This window comes from Candidatus Kryptoniota bacterium, assembly GCA_036567965.1.
In the GTDB taxonomy this organism is placed as follows: Bacteria; Bacteroidota; Ignavibacteria; order Kryptoniales; family JAKASW01; genus JAKASW01.
The window spans coordinates 97,707-115,766 of sequence record DATCTN010000007.1; the positions used below are offsets into that span (position 1 = coordinate 97,707).

The 18,060-nt window shown below is 50.9% G+C and carries 18 protein-coding genes; 15 read left to right on the top strand and 3 right to left on the bottom strand.

The genetic code is table 11. The annotated features are described in order from the left end of the window. Window positions 1–7: 7 nt before the first annotated feature. The 9 genes from VIS48_02070 (at window position 8) to VIS48_02110 (ending at window position 7,272) form a co-directional block, all read left to right on the top strand. On the top strand, window positions 8–877 hold the full coding sequence (locus VIS48_02070) for an EamA family transporter (GenBank protein HEY9164927.1): 870 nt from the start codon (window positions 8–10) through the stop codon (window positions 875–877). Then, window positions 874–1,455, top strand: coding sequence for an RNA methyltransferase (locus VIS48_02075; protein ID HEY9164928.1), 582 nt, complete (start codon window positions 874–876; stop codon window positions 1,453–1,455). The genes VIS48_02070 and VIS48_02075 overlap by 4 nt, the downstream gene beginning before the upstream one ends. Window positions 1,456–1,511: 56 nt before the next feature. Then, window positions 1,512–2,567 (top strand): AmmeMemoRadiSam system radical SAM enzyme, encoded by a 1,056-nt coding sequence (gene amrS, locus VIS48_02080; protein HEY9164929.1) that lies wholly within the window; start codon window positions 1,512–1,514, stop codon window positions 2,565–2,567. Further along, window positions 2,534–3,157, top strand: coding sequence for an AmmeMemoRadiSam system protein A (amrA, locus tag VIS48_02085; GenBank protein HEY9164930.1), 624 nt, complete (start codon window positions 2,534–2,536; stop codon window positions 3,155–3,157). Before amrS ends, amrA begins: the two co-directional genes overlap by 34 nt. Further along, window positions 3,141–3,983, top strand: coding sequence for an AmmeMemoRadiSam system protein B (gene amrB / locus VIS48_02090; GenBank protein ID HEY9164931.1), 843 nt, complete (start codon window positions 3,141–3,143; stop codon window positions 3,981–3,983). The genes amrA and amrB overlap by 17 nt, the downstream gene beginning before the upstream one ends. 8 nt (window positions 3,984–3,991) lie before the next feature. Continuing rightward, entirely contained in the window at window positions 3,992–4,870 is an 879-nt protein-coding gene (locus VIS48_02095) for a DUF2520 domain-containing protein (protein ID HEY9164932.1), read from the top strand. 36 nt (window positions 4,871–4,906) lie between these two features. Then, complete coding sequence (locus VIS48_02100; protein ID HEY9164933.1) at window positions 4,907–5,689, top strand: enoyl-CoA hydratase-related protein; 783 nt, start codon at window positions 4,907–4,909, stop codon at window positions 5,687–5,689. A gap of 61 nt (window positions 5,690–5,750) precedes the next feature. Further along, entirely contained in the window at window positions 5,751–6,863 is a 1,113-nt protein-coding gene (mnmA, locus tag VIS48_02105; GenBank protein ID HEY9164934.1) for a tRNA 2-thiouridine(34) synthase MnmA, read from the top strand. A 1-nt stretch (window position 6,864) separates the two neighbouring features. Then, window positions 6,865–7,272, top strand: a complete 408-nt coding sequence (locus VIS48_02110; protein ID HEY9164935.1) for a hypothetical protein — start codon at window positions 6,865–6,867, stop codon at window positions 7,270–7,272. On the opposite strand, the gene VIS48_02115 is transcribed toward VIS48_02110, so the two are convergent. Genes VIS48_02115 through VIS48_02125 form a run of 3 tightly spaced genes read right to left on the bottom strand, consistent with a single transcriptional unit; the run spans window position 7,263 to window position 10,092 of the window. Next, window positions 7,263–7,964, bottom strand: coding sequence for a class I SAM-dependent methyltransferase (locus VIS48_02115; GenBank protein HEY9164936.1), 702 nt, complete (start codon window positions 7,962–7,964; stop codon window positions 7,263–7,265). The two genes, VIS48_02110 and VIS48_02115, sit on opposite strands and share 10 nt — an antisense overlap. Then, window positions 7,961–8,488: a macro domain-containing protein gene (locus VIS48_02120; GenBank protein ID HEY9164937.1), complete on the bottom strand. Its 528-nt coding sequence runs from the start codon at window positions 8,486–8,488 to the stop codon at window positions 7,961–7,963. The genes VIS48_02115 and VIS48_02120 overlap by 4 nt, the downstream gene beginning before the upstream one ends. Further along, complete coding sequence (locus VIS48_02125) at window positions 8,485–10,092, bottom strand: ATP-binding protein (GenBank protein ID HEY9164938.1); 1,608 nt, start codon at window positions 10,090–10,092, stop codon at window positions 8,485–8,487. Before VIS48_02125 ends, VIS48_02120 begins: the two co-directional genes overlap by 4 nt. A 243-nt stretch (window positions 10,093–10,335) precedes the next feature. Here VIS48_02125 and VIS48_02130 point away from each other — a divergent pair, with 243 nt between their 5' ends. From VIS48_02130 to VIS48_02155, 6 genes are all read left to right on the top strand, one after another. Further along, on the top strand, window positions 10,336–12,270 hold the full coding sequence (locus tag VIS48_02130; protein ID HEY9164939.1) for a tetratricopeptide repeat protein: 1,935 nt from the start codon (window positions 10,336–10,338) through the stop codon (window positions 12,268–12,270). A gap of 48 nt (window positions 12,271–12,318) precedes the next feature. Further along, complete coding sequence (locus VIS48_02135; protein ID HEY9164940.1) at window positions 12,319–13,071, top strand: FAD-binding oxidoreductase; 753 nt, start codon at window positions 12,319–12,321, stop codon at window positions 13,069–13,071. Beyond that, on the top strand, window positions 13,068–14,009 hold the full coding sequence (locus tag VIS48_02140) for a dihydroorotate dehydrogenase (protein HEY9164941.1): 942 nt from the start codon (window positions 13,068–13,070) through the stop codon (window positions 14,007–14,009). The genes VIS48_02135 and VIS48_02140 overlap by 4 nt, the downstream gene beginning before the upstream one ends. A gap of 85 nt (window positions 14,010–14,094) precedes the next feature. Continuing rightward, window positions 14,095–15,414, top strand: coding sequence for a folylpolyglutamate synthase/dihydrofolate synthase family protein (locus tag VIS48_02145; GenBank protein ID HEY9164942.1), 1,320 nt, complete (start codon window positions 14,095–14,097; stop codon window positions 15,412–15,414). 153 nt (window positions 15,415–15,567) lie between these two features. After that, window positions 15,568–16,869 carry a transcription termination factor Rho gene (gene rho, locus VIS48_02150; GenBank protein HEY9164943.1) on the top strand — a complete coding sequence of 434 codons (1,302 nt, stop codon included), beginning with the start codon at window positions 15,568–15,570 and terminating at the stop codon, window positions 16,867–16,869. Window positions 16,870–16,882: 13 nt separating this feature from the next. Next, on the top strand, window positions 16,883–18,058 hold the full coding sequence (locus VIS48_02155) for a thiolase family protein (GenBank protein HEY9164944.1): 1,176 nt from the start codon (window positions 16,883–16,885) through the stop codon (window positions 18,056–18,058). The last annotated feature ends 2 nt before the right edge of the window (window positions 18,059–18,060 follow it).

Sequence of the window (18,060 nt, forward strand, 5' to 3'; positions counted from 1 at the left end):
CGATAAGATGCGGCTGCGCGGTTACATCTTTATTTTTCTGGCGGCATTCTTCTGGGGGACTTCAGGGACCGTCGCCAAATTCCTGTTTGAACATGACGTACCGACATTGCTTGTGGTAGAATCGAGAGTAATTATCTCTGCGGTTGTTCTATTCCTGACGCTGCTCGTCACGGATCCGGCTTCGCTCACGATACGTCTTCGAGATATTTGGGATTTCATATTGCTTGGCGTCATCGGCGTGGCGGGAGCGAACTACACTTATTATATGGCCATAAACGAGACGAGCGTCGGAATTGCAATTCTTATGCAGTACACAGCCCCAGTGATCGTCGCGGGATATATGCTCGTCTCTAAGAAAGAAAAGATAAGCCACTCAAAGACCGTCGCAATTGTCGTGTCTCTCATAGGATGCGTAATCATGCTCGGTGCACTCAATCCTGACGTGCACATAACCACAGCGGGAGCCGTATTAGGCGCGCTCTCAGCTTTTTCATTTGCATTCTTTAATATCTACAATCGGGTTGCATCCAAACGTTACTCAGTTTGGGCGGCGATTTGCTACACATTGATGAGTGCGTCTGCATTCTGGCTTGTTGTCAACATGATAATTCGCCCGGGCTTCGTGATATCAGGCGCAAGAGAAGTGACAACCCTTGCTTTGTTTTCAGGCGCGTCAGTGCTCATCCCGTATTTTTTCTACTTTACCGGTCTCAAGTATCTTGTCCCGTCTACCGCAGTGATCGTCTCGACCCTTGAACCGGTGGTCGCGATCCTCACGGCTTTCATTTTGCTGGGGGAGAAACTCCACCCTATGCAAATCGGCGGTGGCCTGCTGATAATATCTTCCGTGTTGCTGCTGGAAATAAGGCACGAATGAAGTCACAACGACGTATTGAGAGATTATCTCAGACGATCAGGTATTCTCAGACGGATCTCACACTCGTCCTCGAGAACATACATGATCCGCATAATGTAAGTGCGATTCTCAGGACTTGCGATGCAGTCGGCGTAAGAAGTATTAATCTACTATACAATCTTGAGCCCTTTCCGAAAATCGGGAAGAAGAGCTCCGCTAGCGCCAACAAGTGGGTAGAGAAGAGACTCTTCAGATCTCCTGATGACTGTTTCAATGTTTTGAAGCAAGAAGGGTTCGTGATTGCAGCCAGCGTCGTGGATGAAAGCTCTGTGTCTCTGTTCGAAATGGATCTGCGGAATAAAACTGCGTTGATATTTGGCAACGAGCATCGGGGGGTGACCGATAAATCGGCGGCTATGGCTGATGTCAGATTTAGAATACCCATGTTCGGAATGGTACGGAGCTTAAACGTTTCAGTCGCTTGTGCTATTACTCTTTACGAAGCATTGCGCCAACGATTGGCAGAACCCGACAAATTTCCCCCGAAGATAAACGCCGACAAATTCCACGAAAAGCTTCAGGAATGGATGAAGAAATAAAGATAAGTTGACTTTGTCTGGGGCAAAGAGTAAAATCTTTTGAGTCGGAAGAGGTCATGGCCGAAATAGTAACCGTCAAGAACATTCTCCACGAGCACACCGTCGAAGGTGAACTGTATAAGAAACTTGACAACGACTGGGTGCTGTGTTACAGCTGCGGGCACAGGTGCAAGATTAAACCGGGAAGAGAAGGAATCTGCCGGGTCCGGTTCAATAGCAACGGTAAACTTATGGTTCCCTCCGGTTATGCGGCCGGTGTCCAGCTGGACCCGATCGAGAAAAAACCTTTCTTCCACGCCTTCCCGGGATCGAATGCGCTTAGTTTTGGAATGCTGGGTTGTGATTATCATTGCTCATATTGCCAGAATTGGCTCACGAGTCAAACGCTAAGAGATCCGTCCGCTATTCAACATCCGGAGGTAATCGAAGCGGAACGAATCGTTGAACTCGCACTCATATACAAATCACCGGTCATTGTCTCAACTTACAATGAGCCGCTCATCACCAGTGAGTGGGCAGTTGAAATAATGAAACTTGCTAAGGCTTATGGAATCAGGGGAGCGTATGTGTCAAATGGAAACGCGACTCCTGAAGTTATTGAATACATCAAGCCGTATGTTAACCTTTACAAGGTCGACTTGAAAGGGTTCGACGATCGGAGATACAGACAGCTTGGCGGAAGGCTGCAGGTTGTCCTCGATGCGATTCGCCTTCTCAAAGAAAAGAATTTCTGGGTCGAGGTAGTAACTCTTGTGGTTCCAGGATTCAACGACAGTGAAACAGAGTTGCGAAGCATTGCATCTTTCATTGCATCAGTCTCAGTCGACATTCCGTGGCATGTCACTGCGTTCCACCAGGATTATAAGATGCTCGACCGGAACAGCACGAGCGTGAGATCGCTGGTGAGGGCAGCGGAAATCGGGAAAGAAGCGGGACTTCATTTCGTCTACGCGGGCAATCTTCATGGAATGGTAGACGATCTTGAAAACACATACTGTCCGAAGTGTGGAAGTCTCGCGATCGAACGAGAAGGTTATAGGGTACTTAAGAATCTTTTGAAGAAAGGAGCGTGTCCACAATGCTCCACGATGATTCCGGGCATATGGGATTGAGCTCAGGGCTTTCGGCGGAAGCCAAGGTTGAGCTTTTGAAAATCGCGAGAAGAGGGCTGGAAGCGGTCGTGAAAAGGGAGAAATTGAAGCTTGATACTCCGGTTCTCCCCGAGCTTCAAAGGGAGTCGGGGGCGTTTGTCACTTTGAGAGAGAAGGGTGAGCTACGCGGATGTATCGGGTATATCGAGCCCAGGCTCCCGATGTACAAGGCGGTGGCCGAGACGGCCAGCAAGGCCGCAACAAGTGACCCAAGATTTGAACCGGTGACTGAACCGGAGCTTGAAAAAATCGATCTGGAGGTTTCAATCCTCTCTGCGCTCAACAAAGTGACAAATGTCGAAGAAATTGTTGTCGGGCGACATGGCCTGGTGATTGAGCGCGGGTACTACAGAGGCCTTCTTCTTCCGCAGGTCGCGGGCGAGAATAATTGGGACCGCAACGAGTTTCTCCGGTATACTTGTTTCAAGGCCGGTCTGGACGACGACAGCTGGCGGGATCCCGATACAAAAATATACAGCTTCACTGCAGAAGTGTTTGGTGAAAGTGAGTTCGGAAGGATTTCCGAGGAGAATATTGCAGAAAGAGCATGACTACGTGCGTCCCCCGGCAGTAGCCGGGATGTTCTATCCGCTGGAGAAGGTGGAGCTCGAGAAGACAGTGCTCGACTTCCTCAAGAAGGCAGGGAAGGATATCGGATCGGCGGCGCCCACGAACCCGTTCGGAATAATATCGCCTCACGCCGGTTACCCCTACAGTGGATTCACTGCGGCTCATGGCTATTCGGTTCTGCGCGAAACAAACTTTGATACCGTCGTTTTGATTTCACCAAGTCACCGGGAGTACTTCGACGGCATTTCTGTTTTTTCCGGTAAAGCTTATTCTACTCCGCTGGGAACAATAGAAGTTGATACGGCTCTCCGCGAAACTTTTCTGCTAAGCGCCGGAGATATTGCGATCGAATCGCGCGCCGGCCACAAGTCGGAACACGCCCTTGAGGTCCAGCTACCATTTCTGCAACTCACTTTGAAGAGATTCGCCATACTTCCCCTTGTTATGGGAGACCAGCGACCCGAATACTGCGCAGCACTCGGCGGCGTTCTTGCAAAGATTGCGAACACGACCAAAATACTAGTCGTGGCAAGTTCCGACCTGTCGCACTATTACGACTACGATACGGCAAATGAAATTGACAAGATCTGCATCAACGATCTGACGGAGATGGACCCCGACAGATTTACGCGGGATCTCGAAGCACATAAGTGCGAGGCGTGTGGTGGAGGACCGATAGCCGCGCTTCTTTACGCTGCGCGGGACCTGAACCGCCGAAAGATAACGATTCTCCATCACTGTAATTCCGGGGATACGACAGGTGATAAGTCCGGAGTTGTCGGATACTTGTCAGCCGTCGTCTCGTGACCACCGACGTGGTTTCATTTTCGATTATCGGACCTGGCCGGGTGGGCTCAAGCCTTGCGTCTGCTCTGATAAACAGGCGATGGGTTTGTAAGGACATAGTATACGACGAGAGAGCTTTGCGAATGAAAGCTCAAGTGGTTCGGTCTCTGCCAGGGGCGAAGCTCGTGAAAAGCACCGGTTTGCTCAGAGATAATTTTGAAATACTATTTGTCACAGTGAATGATGACGCGATAGCCGGAGTTGCGGCTCAACTCATGAGGAATTCCAGCGTTAACTGGAGGGGAAAAACCGTCTTCCATATGAGCGGCATCGTGGGAGTGAACGTGTTGGAACCCCTTGCGAAGAGAGGAGCCGCAGTCGGTGCGCTCCACCCGCTCGCTGCGTTCCCAAGACCTCTGCATCCTGAAGGGGCGATGAATATCCGGTTCGACTTTCTTGGTTCGCGGAAAGCCCTGACCGGCGCGAGAAAAGTGTCGACGGTCTTGAACTCGAAGCTGATTGTGCTGAAATCTGAGTTTGAAAAAGTGAATCTCCACCTAGCAAGTGTGATCGCAACCAATTTCGTGACAATCGCGGCGCAGGCCGCAGCAGGACTTGCTAATAGCTCGATAGGGAAGCGAGAGACAAAGCTGATAATCGATGGCTTGCTTGCCAGCGCTGTTTCCAACATATCCTCGCTCGATGGTCTTTCGGCCTTGAGCGGGCCGCTGATTCGCGGCGACGTGGAAGTAATATCCAAACATTTGAGCGCGCTCAAGGATAGCGAAACTCTGCTTGCTTTTTACAAAGCGGCATCGCGCCTCGGCGTCGAATCGCTTCTGAGGGAGAAGAAATTGAAAACGCTCGCTCCGAAATATCGGAGAATCAGAGACATTCTCTCGAAATAGCCGAAACGTTTCTGGTATTTATGAAGGAGGTAATGTATGGACTATCAGACTATTAAGATTGTGAAAGAGAAACATGCCGCAATAATCACAATTAACCGGCCCGAAAAGTTGAACGCGTTGAACGCCAATGTACTGAAAGAGATCGGTTCAGCCCTGAGCAACATAGAGTCTGAAAAGTCAGTCGCCGGAGTGATCATTACCGGCGCGGGAGAAAAAGCTTTTGCTGCGGGCGCGGACATAAGCGAGCTGAGCAAACTCAGTGTTATAAACGCTAAGGACTATTCGGAACGCGGACAGACTCTCCTCAACACGATTGAGAAGTTTCGCAAGCCTGTCATTGCAGCTGTCAACGGTTACGCGCTGGGCGGCGGCAGCGAGCTGGCATGGGCGTGCCATATCAGAATCGCCTCGACCAACGCGCGATTCGGACAACCGGAAGTGAACCTCGGAATGATACCGGGATTCGGCGGCACTCAACGACTCGTAAGACTTGCCGGTCGCGGGATCGCTACCGAACTCATCGTATCGGGTAACCAGATCGATGCCGAGACGGCTTTCAAGCATGGTTTGGTGAACAAGGTCGTCGAACTGGCATACTTGATCCCGACGGCGCTTCAACTTGTCCATGATATTTCAGAACGTGGTCCGGTAGCCGTGAAATTGGCCCTGCAGGCGATCGACGCTGCCGTTCAACTTCCGCAGGACGAGGGAATGAAACTTGAGAGTCAACTCTTCGCGCTTACGTGCGGGACCGCCGATCAAAAGGAAGGAACAGCGGCTTTCCTGGAAAAACGCAAGCCAAACTGGACCGGCTCCTGAGCAGAATGCCGATCGAATTCTCCTTTCATAAACTCCCATCATTTTGTAAATTGAGAGAAGTATGATGGATCCCGAAAGAAGATATAGAGTCCTCGTCGCGATGAGTGGTGGTGTCGATTCGTCACTGGCAGCTGCCTTGATGATGGAACAGGGATTTGATGTTATCGGCGCGACCATCAAGACCTACGAATACGAGGATGTGGGTGGCAATTCCGCCCAGGACTCAACCTGCTGCTCGATCGACGGCATAAACATGGCTCGAAGCGTGGCCAGCAGGTTTGGATTTCCTCATTATGTTTTCGACTTCAGCGAACGTTTCAGAAATGATGTCATAGATCAATTTGTATCGGAGTATCTTGCCGGACGCACACCCAATCCGTGCGTCATCTGCAACAGGAAAATAAAATGGGAGTACCTTCTCGAAAAGGCCGATAGTCTGGGAGTGGATTATATCGCGACCGGACATTACGCCCATGTGAAGCGGGACGATCGGTCGGGAAGATATGTCCTTTCAAGAGGCAAGGACTCTTCAAAAGACCAGTCTTACGCGCTTTACGGCCTGACACAGGAAAGTCTCTCACGAACTCTCTTCCCGCTCACAGACCTGACAAAACAGGAAGTCCGCGAAATGGCACGCCGTTACCGACTGGCCAGTGCGGACAAGCCGGAGAGTTATGAAATTTGTTTCATACCTGATAACAACTATTCGAGGTTTCTCCGTGACATAGTTCCTGGATTGAAATCGAGACTTGCCGACGGTGAGATACGATTCAACGGAACTAAGGTCGGGATTCATCAGGGATACGCATTCTATACGATCGGTCAGCGAAGAGGGCTCGGCATCAGTCATGAATCCCCGCTCTACGTCAAGGGGATCGATCCGTCTACAAATGTTGTAGAGGTTGATGTCGAAGAGAATCTCTATGCCAAGAGGCTCATCGCGGAACAGGTAAATCTCGTAAAATACTCCGAGGTGCCTGAAGGAATACCCCTTCGCGGAAAGATCCGATACAAGGACGCGGGCGCTGAATGCGTTGTGCGAAATCTCGATAACAGGAAAATTGAAGTCGAGTTCCTCAGCCCGCGAAGGGCAATAACGCCCGGCCAGAGTGTGGTCTTATACGAGGGCGACGATGTCGTGGCAGGTGGAATTATTTCAAATATTTTGGGTTGATATGGCGACTTACTCGGTATTGATTGCTGACGACGATGAATCACAGAGAAACGTGCAGAAACTGGTTCTGAGCGAGGTGGCAAAGAGTCTGAATGCAGAATTGAAAATCGATGAGGCGATCGACAGCGTTGAAACGAGAAAATTCCTTTCGGCGAAGGTATTCGATCTGATTATTCTCGATAATGAATTCAAAGATGATTTGAAGCAGGGGCATCTTCCGGGTATCGCACTACTTCAACTTATGCGCAAGGGCGGACCGAACATGGCGGCCCCTACGGTTTTCTGCAGCGGCGACCCATACAACACTCTTCGTCCCATGGTGGAAAAATTCGGAGCGGTGTACTATCCCAAGGCTAAAGCAGATGCCGAGGAGATGACCAAGATGTTTTCTAAGATGCTTCAGGATTGACTTGTCTTTCGCAGCTCAAGAACGATGTGCTGCGCCTTGTCGACAAGCTTTATGAGGGGATAATTTACTAGCCTCCAAATCCAAAGAGGGAGATTTTCAAAAAGAACGGCAGCTCGAAGGAGCGTCATCACTTTGCTTCCGAAAATGTAAGCCTTGACGTTGCATCCAGGAAAGAGGCTCACAAGACCTCCCTTGTCGAAGCTGGTCAAATGAGCGTTCAAGGGGGTCGGCTGGTTGCAATGGATGCACAGCGTGTAACGAATCTTCTCTCTGTATGGAGTCGAGACCACGGCTTTTCCGTCGGGTTTCATGACTCGCAAGATCTCGCGTGCCGCAGCATCGGGAGAGTTCAAGTGTTCCATGATTTCGGAAGCGACAATCAGATTCATGGACTCGTCTTTGAACGGAAGATGAACAGCATCTGCGAGAACCGGGGAGGATGTATCGGTCTTAAGACTTTGAAGATTCCTCAGCGATAGGTCTACGTAGTATAAATTCTCATGAGGAACAACTGAGATCCATCCGCTTCCGCTCCCGATGTCGAGCGTTCTCCCGGCTCCTCCCGCAAGGCGGACGATGAATTTCCGGAAAAGTTTTTCATATGCCCGGTCCGTGCGGTCCTCGTTCGTGAAATAATCGAAGTGTTCGGCATCAAGACTGTAGTGCCTGATGTAATTCTCGCAGCGACTCATGATTTGATATTCTTCAGTTCGTTTTCAAACGCCTGATAAGCTGCCGCGTCATAGAGTATAAATGTGACCCGCCGCAGAGAATGCGGTCGCGAGAAGACGCCGACGACTTCCTTCATCATCACCCGAGCCGCCTCGCCGAGAGGGAATCCACCGACTCCCGTTCCCAGCGCCGGTAATGCTATCGAACTGAGCTTCCTGGATTCCGCAAGTGTGAGTGCCGAACGCGTGGCCTCAGCGATCTTGCCTCCATCTGTTTGCAGGTCTTGGTCCATTACGGCGGCGTGAATCACAAATCTTGCCTTTAACGTTCCGCCGGAGGTGATTACAGCAGAACCGACAGGCATGGGACCCTGCGACATCGCCTCTTGTTCGATGGCGGTTCCACCCTTTCGCTTTATTGCCCCGGCTACTCCGCTCCCCATCCAGAAGTGATTGTTCGCCGCGTTTACGACAGCATCACCGCCATACTCGGCAATATCACCTTTTGCAAGCTCCAGGATACTTCCTTTAAAGTCCTTTTTCATTTCGCTCGAGACTGGATCAACGGAAGCTTAACTGTCATCTTTGTCCCTTTGCCTAATTCGCTCTGGATCTGAATTTCACCGCCATGATCATCGACAATCTTCTTAACGATTGACATCCCGAGACCGGTGCCGTGTTTTTTTCCGTAGGTTACGAACGGCTCGAAGATTCTTCTCCTTATTTCTTCGGGCATGCCGGTACCGGTATCTTCGAGCTCGATCATAAGAGACGTGCCGCTTTGCCTTGAGCGGACAAAAAATTTGCCGCCGTCGGGCATTGCATCCGCCGAATTACCGGCTATGTTCATTAACATCCGAGTAATCTTGTCGGCATCGATCTCGATTTCACTTTCAAATGAATTCTCGTTCAATAAACTTATGTTACGTTTTTCGAAATCTCGCTGAAGGAACACTAGCACTTCCTGGAGAAAATCTCCATAAGCGACTTTCTGAAAATTCAGCTGGGAGACTCCCCGTGAGAAATCGAGTACCTCCTGCGCCATGTTCACGAGTCGGTCGATCTGTTTATCGATCTCGTCGACAAGGCCCGAAGCTTCCTCGTTCCCGGCTTTCTTCCTCAATACCTGGGCGTAGAGTCGGATTGTCGCCATCGGGTTCTTGATATCATGGATGATCGTCGCTGCCATCTGACCTACAGCCGAAAGCCGCTCGCTTTTCACCATCTCAGCTGCCAAACGAGAATTCTCAATGGCAATGGAGGCATTTATAGAAAATGCACGGAGAAAGGTTTCGTCTTCTGTATCGAACTTGCCGATTCGTTTATTTATTAATTGGAAAACTCCTATGATTTTATTGTCCCTGTTATTCATCGGCATACAAAGTATGTTCTTGGTTTTAAACCCGCTTTTCAGATCAAATTCGGGATTGAACCTCGGGTCATGATAAGCGTCCTCGATATTAACCGTCTCGCCAGTCTGGGCCACATATCCTGAGATGCCTTTGCCGATGGACTGCCTGATCTCATTCATCTCGTTTCCAACGAGTATCCTCGACCAGATCTCGTGTGTGTTTTCATCTATGAGATAAATTGTCCCGCGCTCCGCGTCTGTTATACGCATGGCCTCGTTTAATATGAGCTCGAGGACACGAGTAATTTCCAGCGACGTGTTTACGGTTTGAGTGGCTTCAATTAGAGCGTGGAGGCGGCTGATTTCCTTGTCGGTCTTCTGTCCCTGTGTCTCCATCTGAGTTTTAAGCGCATCCGCGGAAGCCTGCAGTCGACTGTAAAGAGTTCTTGCAATGTTCCATGAAATGACAGGGAATTGCTTTATCAGATCAGGGAGTGTCTCCCGATTGATCTTCAACAATATGGAATCGCGGGTAGTAACCACGGTAGCCGAATTTCTCACTCCATCCACCATTGCCATCTCGCCGAAGAAATCGCCAGCCGAAAGAGTCCCGAGTTTCTCCTGTCTGTCGCCGATACGCTTTCTGATTTCTATTTCGCCCGACTTGATTATATAAAGTGCCTGAACCGGTCCCTTCTCCTCCATGATGATCGTGCCAGCCGCGGCCTTCTCCTTGTGAAGCGGTTTGCACGCCTCGGCAACGTCTCTTTCGCTCATTCCTTCGAATAATGAATACATATCCTGTCTCTAGATTGGCCACGAAAGTTAATTTAAGCCCAACAACAATCGCAAGAACCGAGTGTTGTTCACGTCACAACTTTGACGAACTTGTTATCGCCCCGCGTCTCAATCTGGCTTGATTTTGAACTATCTGTAGGGCTATTTTAAATCATCAATCAAGTGTTCAAAATACCTAAGTCATTCCTGATTGTGCTCGTAGCGGCGTCCGCAACACTCTCTGGTTGCCTCGTATGGAATTCCGTGAAAGGCGGCTATCAGGACTTCACAGCGTACTTCAACACCTACTACAACGCGCAAGACGCGTTCGATAAAGGTGTGAAGGACGTCCAGAGCGCGATGAAAGACAGAGAAATATCAATCATCTCCGGCTCTCAACCGACTCCATTCGTCATCAGCGGAACAGCGAAGCAAGATTTTGACGTTGCGATCGAGAAGGCCTCCAAGGTTCTCCAGTATTATCCTACTTCCGCTTACACTCAGGATTGTCTGTTCATGATTGGAATCAGTTACTACTACGAGGGAGATGACCTTAAAGGTGGGAGAAAGTTTATCGAGATCGAGTCAACTTTTCCTCACACGGACAGGTACGATGAAGCACTCCTTTATCAGGGTGGGATGCTCCTCAGCCAGCGGGATTACAACCGGGCGTTCGATACTCTGAGCAAAGCGCTGAATGTCTCGAGAGCAAACAGGAACTGGGAAATTGCCGCCAGGGCTTCGGAGACTCTCTCCGACTATTATCTTTCGCAGAACGATACGCTTAACGCCGCCGCATATCTCGACACAGCGTCCACACTCTCAAGCGGGGACAACGCGGCAATTTATGCGTGCGAGGCGGGCGACATGTTCAGTGACCTTCACCAATATAAGCGCGCCTACCTCACCTATGCGCTTGGTTTGAGCGTTGCACGCGATATCAAGCTCCGATTCTATTCCGCGTATTACGTGGCGTCCGTTCAAAGACTCCAGAAACGATATTACCAGGCGCTGAACACGCTCGCTGACATTCGTGACGACGACAAATACTATTTATACTTTCCGCTGATCGACTACCAGACAGCGCAGGTTCTCTACGACTCAGGTGCCGTTTCGTCCGCCGTCTTGACATTTACTCGAATCGATACTGAGTTCACATCGAGCGAGGCCGCTACCCGGGCGGCATTTGAGTTGGGAAATACTTATCTCTACCAGGTCGGAGATTTCACAACGGCATTAAAATATTTTCAACGATGTGCCTCACATCCCCTGGTATATGGATTGTCTCAGAAAGCTCAGGCGCTTGCGGCACTCCTTCAGGAATACCTCATGGATTCCTATAGGGTGGTGATCGCAGACAGTCTCTACGCCCATGCGATCGAGGCGGCTGACAAAGGCGATTCGGCGCTTGCAAAGAGCGCGGTTCCGATTGACACATTATTTGAGCGCACGGCCGATGCGCAACAAGGGCTCGCAGGTTTCTTCATGTTCAAATTGAAATTGCCCGATTCGGCCATAGTCCATTACAAGATGATTGTCCGCCATTTCAAGAAATCCAGGGCATACCCGTCAGCGTTATACACACTTGGCGAGCACTACTTCTCGGAAGGGGACACAGCCGCTGCAAGGACTTATCTTGGCCTCCTTCTTGCAGAAGACCCCGAGTCGGAATATGCCGCACCCACAAGCACCATGCTCGGTGTGAACTATGTTAAGGACACAGACTCCTCACAGAGTAACTACGACTCTGCGATTGAGCTCGTTAACAAAGGGAGTTACCATTCGGCTATCAGGTTGTTGGATACGCTGGCATTGAGTTCTAAATCGCGATTTGCTGCTCAATCGCTGTACGCTATCGGATGGATCTATGAGCACAAGCTCCAGGCATACGATTCAGCCGCGGTGTATTACAGGTTAGTTGTTCAGAAATACCCGGCAAGCGATTTCAGCTCCGAAATTAGGCTCGCACTGAACGGTTTCGATCAGGCTCGGCGCGACAGCGCGGCGAGCCACGTAATTCCAAATGCCCCGGCGGTGCCGACTGAGCAGAAGCCGGCTGTAACGGACTCAAGCAATGCCGGTTTTCGGATGCTTCAAGAGCGCGATCGGATGCTTGACTCGTTGAAATCTGTCCGCAAAATGTCGGAGCGGCCCGGACTCGATAGTGCGGCGACTCGCCGCGAACGTATTATCAGGTAATCTTTCATCACGAACCGACTGCCCTTGCACTTCATCGAACAAGCCCGCGTGTTAGAAACGCGCCAGGTCGCGAAGGAAACTTTCATAACTAAATTCAGCTCCCCAACCATCGCGCGTGCGATGGCTCCAGGTCAATTCGTGATGGTGTCGTTCCCGGGATCGATGGACCCGCTATTGCCGAGAGCTTATTCGGTGTGTGATGCAGACGGCGAATGGCTTTCGCTCCTTTACTTCCGAGTCGGAAAAGGGACTACCCGGCTATCTCAGGTCCGGACCGGAGAAACAGTTACAATGAACGGACCCCTCGGAAGAGGCTTTCCACAATTCCGCCCCCGGGAAAATGTGTGGTGTCTCGTTGGCGGCTCCGGAGCGGCAGTCGCACCAATCCTAGATCGGGAAAGCCGGAAGGAAAAAGCTGCGCTGCGCCTCTTCTATGGAGCGAGGACGGCGGACCAGATTGTGGATTTCGGAATTGAAAGAACAGATTATTCGACTGACGACGGATCGAAGGGATATCATGGCACAGTTGTGGAAATGGTCAAGCACGAAGTTGCTGAGACTAAACCGGACAGAATATTGGCCTGCGGACCAATGGCGATGCTCAAGCAAGTATGCGACGAATTCATGGCTGTTGTACCGACATTCATTTCCGTGGAGACGCCGATGGCCTGTGGCAACGGTTTGTGCCAGGGATGTCCCGTGAAGATGGCGAACAGCAACGACTACATGCTTGCCTGCAAGGACGGACCGGTGTTTGAAGCAGCCAGTCTCGATCTCGGTCAGTGGGGTGTCAGCCGATGACGCCCGACCTGAAAGTGAAAATCGGTAATCTAACTCTGAAAAATCCTATCATGACCGCGTCTGGTACGGCAGGATACGGTGATGACATGTCGGATTACTTCGACATCTCGACCATCGGGGCGATAGTGACGAAGTCGTTGACCCTCAAACCGAAAGTGGGAAATGAACCGCAGCGCATCGCCGAGGTGGCATGCGGAATGTTAAATTCGATCGGCTTGGCGAACATAGGCGTCCAGAGATTCATTTCAGACAGACTCCCGCATCTCCGGAGCTTCCATGGGGTTGTGATTGCGAATATTGCTGCGAAGAGAGTAGAGGATTATGTCTCACTTGCCGAAATTCTGGGGGAACAACAGGGCATCAGCGGTCTTGAAGTGAATCTCTCGTGTCCCAACGTGAAAGAAGGAGGACTCGAATTCGGAAGCGATTTAAAAACGCTCAGCAGAATCGTCAAGCTGGTCCGACGCGCGTTCAAAGACAGCTTGATTATCAAGCTGACGCCGAACGTGACCAGGATTAGCGAGTTCGCAAAGGCATCTGAGGCAGAGGGCGCTGATGCGGTGACCGTGGCGAACACTTACGTGGGTATGGCAGTCGATATTCGCACCCGCAAACCTAAACTCCACACGATTACAGGCGGACTTTCGGGACCAGCGATCAAGCCGTTGACGCTTGCCAAAGTGTTTCAGGTCCGGAATGCGGTCGAAATCCCGATCGTCGCGAGCGGGGGGGTATTCACGTGGGAAGACATTATTGAATATCTGGTGGCCGGGGCCGCCGCCGTTGAAATCGGAACCGTCCTTTTCGCGAAACCAAACGCACCTGTAGATATGTTAAGGAGAATTGAGGACTTCCTTTCAAATGAGAAAATCAAAAGCATTACCGAACTTATCGGAAGTCTGAACGTCAATCTTACTGACGCACCTCACAGCGGGTGAGCTAGCACGAGTTTTAATAGTATCACGATGAAGTGGTAAATGGAAAATTCAAGGTCAGGGAAGCTACCTCAGGAGTGAAAAGTTCTTGCACGACGCGGTAACCGCAACTGGTCCACTTTCGGAATCGATCGAGTTTCTCTTTAGTCTCGAGAAATTTGGAATGAAGATGGACCTGGATAACATCACCGCCTTGATGGAATTCGCGGGAAGACCTGACCGCAAGCTGAAAGTCATCCATGTTGCCGGTACGAATGGCAAGGGTAGTACATGCGCGATGATTGCCAGTGTACTCACTTCCTCGGGGTACAAAGTGGGCCTTTATACTTCGCCGCATATTGAACGGTTTACGGAACGGATCAGGATTGATGGCGTTGAAATATCGACGGAAGAAGTCGCGAGGTTGACGGAATATTTTAGACCGGAAGTCGAGAGATGCCGCGCGACTTTTTTCGAAGCTACAACGGCGATAATGTTCAAATATTTCAGCGATAGCAACGTTGACTACGCGGTAGTTGAGACAGGTTTGGGCGGACGTTTGGATTCAACCAACATTGTCGATCCGTTAATCTCCGTGGTCACCGGGATAGGATACGACCACACAGAAATTCTCGGAAACACTCTCGAGCAGATCGCCGCCGAAAAAGCCGGCATAATAAAGAGTGGCCGGCCTGCAGTGGTGAATGCTCGCGATCCCTCATTAAAGTCGGTGTTCCGGGAAGCGGCCTCCCGCCGGGGAGCTCAGGTTGTTTTCGTCGATGAATCTGCTTCAGCTATAGAGATCAAAGAGGGAATTGGTTCGACCGTGATCGACGCCGAAGTCTCAGGCAGCGAGTACCGTCAGCTGGAGATCAACCTTGGTGGGAAGCATCAAGTGTCCAATGCTCTGACGGCTCTGTTGGCTCTGCGTGTCCTCGTTTCGGGCGGAATAGCAATAAAACCGGATGCATTGCGTCTCGGCTTGACGAACATCAGGGTAAATACCGGACACTCCGGAAGGCTCGATATACTTAAGCAACAACCGCTTGTCATCCTCGACGTCGCGCACAATCCTGCGGGAGTCGAAGCCCTTGTCGCGAGTCTGGGTCCCCTCCGAGGAAAGGCCGGAGTATTGCTCTACGGGGCCATGAGAGATAAGGACTCGCGATCGATGCTGAATATCTTGCGGAAAAGGTTCGATGTCGTTATCTTAACCCAGCTTCGAACAGACCGTTCCTTAACCGGGGCGGAGTTGAACCGGTTGTGCGGCGATATTAAATTAGATGCACAGGTATTCGGCAATTCCAACGAGGCTTTACAGGCTGCATTAAGCCAAATCAATGACGATAAATTCCTTTTGATTGCGGGATCCCACTACTTGGCAGGTGAGGTTGTTCCCGTTTTCCGAAAAAAAAATCCTGAATCTTGAACTTCATCCGTCATCTTGCCTGTTCTTTTTTATTTCCAACTGAGTTCGTTGCAGCCTGAATTGGAAGAGGGTTAATTACTCACTCATGCCTCAGCGATAATTCTAAAGTTGCGCAGAGCAGTTCAAATCAAATTCTCTTAGGAGGTAGTTTCAATGACTGTGGATCTTGCAGAGCTACAGGGTATGAAAGTTGCCGAGTTGCATAAACTGGCGCGGGATCTTGAAATACCCGGGTACAGCGGTTTAAGAAAAGAGGAAGTGATCTTCAAGATCATGGAGAAGCAGAGCACCGCCGTCAAGGAGGTGCCGCAGGCTGCTGAGGCGCAGGCTCTGCCGGAGGCGCCCGGCATTTCGGTGAGTGCAGGTGTCCTCGATGTCCATGGTGATGGATACGGCTTCCTTCGCTCTCCGAAGTACAATTACCTTTCATCACCGGATGACATATACGTGTCTCCCTCTCAGATCAAGAAATTCGGTCTGATGACCGGCGATACCGTCAGCGGGCAGATCCGTCCGCCCAAGGAGGGAGAGAAATTCTTCGCGCTGCTACGCGTTGAGCGCGTGAATTTCCGTGACCCTGAGTTCACGCGCGAGCGGGTAATGTTCGATAATCTCACACCGCTATATCCGAATCAAAAGCTTCATCTCGAGACTGTTCCCGGCGAATACTCCATGCGCATCATTGACCTGCTGGCGCCAGTCGGAGGTGGCCAACGCGGAATGATCGTGTCACCTCCCAAAGCCGGAAAGACTATTCTCCTCCAAAAAATCGCAAACAGCATCACGCGCAATCATCCCGACGTTCGGCTGATAGTTCTTCTGATCGATGAACGTCCCGAGGAAGTCACCGATATGGAACGCTCGGTGAATGCCGAAGTGATAAGTTCCACATTCGACGAAGAGCCTCAACGCCATACACAGGTCGCAGAGATGGTTCTCGAGAAGGCCAAAAGACTCGTCGAGGCGAAGAACCACGTTGTGATTTTGTTGGACAGCATAACGCGCCTCGCGCGCGCGTACAACGCGACGGTTCCACACAGCGGCAAGATTCTTTCAGGTGGTATCGATTCAAATGCGCTGATCAAGCCGAAACGATTTTTCGGAGCCGCCAGAAATATCGAGGAAGGTGGAAGCCTCACAATCATCGCCACCGCACTTATCGAGACAGGCAGCAGGATGGACGAGGTCATCTTCGAGGAGTTCAAGGGAACAGGCAACATGGAGGTCGTTCTTACCAGAGAGCTCGCGGATAAGAGGATCTTCCCGGCAATCGATGTGAACAGGAGCAGTACGCGTCATGAGGAGCTTCTGCTGTCACCTGACGAACTGAACCGGGTCTGGGTTTTGCGCAAACTGCTGAGCGATTACTCGCCGGTAGACGCCGCAGAATTCCTGCTCGACAAAATGCGTGGCACGAAGAGCAATAAAGAGTTCCTCAAGGCAATGAACAGCTAAAAAGGAGGGTCGCATGAGGCAGGTCGTCATCGCAAGCGCCTGTCGCACCCCGATTGGCTCATTTCAGGGGACGTTAAGCACTTTAGCCGCTCCAAGATTGGGGGCGATCGCGATCAAGGAAGCGGTGAAACGCGCAAGAATATCGGCGGATCAGGTGGACGAAGTATTCATGGGTTGTGTTCTCACTGCCGGTGTCGGCCAGGCACCTGCAAGACAGGCTGCAATCTACGGCGGACTACCAGACACCACACCATGTACCACTTTGAACAAAGTCTGCGGCTCCGGGCTGAAGTCCGTCATGCTAGGTGCTCTCACGATTGCAGCTGGAGAAGCTGAAATCGTCGCAGCTGGCGGAATGGAGAGCATGTCGAACGCGCCGTACCTGCTAGACAAGGCAAGAACCGGTTACCGCATGGGCGACGGCAAACTGATCGACTCGATGATCAGGGACGGACTGTGGGATGTTTATAATGATTATCACATGGGAAGTGCTGCGGAACTCTGCGCCCGCGAGTGCCATATCCCAAGAGAAGCGCAGGATGAATTCGCCGTTACGAGCTACAAGCGCGCTCTCGATGCGATTGAAAAAGGATTCTTCAAGGACGAAATCGTGCCCGTTACAATCGAGTCGAAGGACGGTACAAGCGTCTTGGTAGAGAGAGACGAGGAACCGGGGAAAGTGAAGTTCGAGAAGATTCGCCAGCTCAGGCCCGCTTTTGAAAAGAACGGAACTGTCACGGCTGCAAACGCGAGCAAACTAAACGACGGAGCGGCAGCCATAATACTTATGTCGGAAGAAAAGGCAAAAGCAATTGGGATAACACCTCTTGCAAAGATTGTCTCTCAGGCGTCGGCGGCACAGGCGCCGGAATGGTTCACCACTGCGCCCGCAACTGTAATCCAAAAACTCTTCAAGAAGACCGGATTTCAAAAGGATGACATAGATCTTTTTGAGATCAACGAAGCATTTTCAGTGGTTTCATTGGCAGTGAAGCAGCTTCTCGACCTGGACCTTGAAAAGGTGGATGTGTGCGGCGGTGCGGTCGCGCTTGGTCATCCCATTGGAGCGAGCGGAACGAGGATTCTCACGACACTGGTCCACTCGATGCGGAGGAAAAATGTCCATCGCGGGCTCGCCGCGATCTGCATAGGCGGAGGAGAGGCCGCCGGTCTAATCATCGAAAGGTAAAA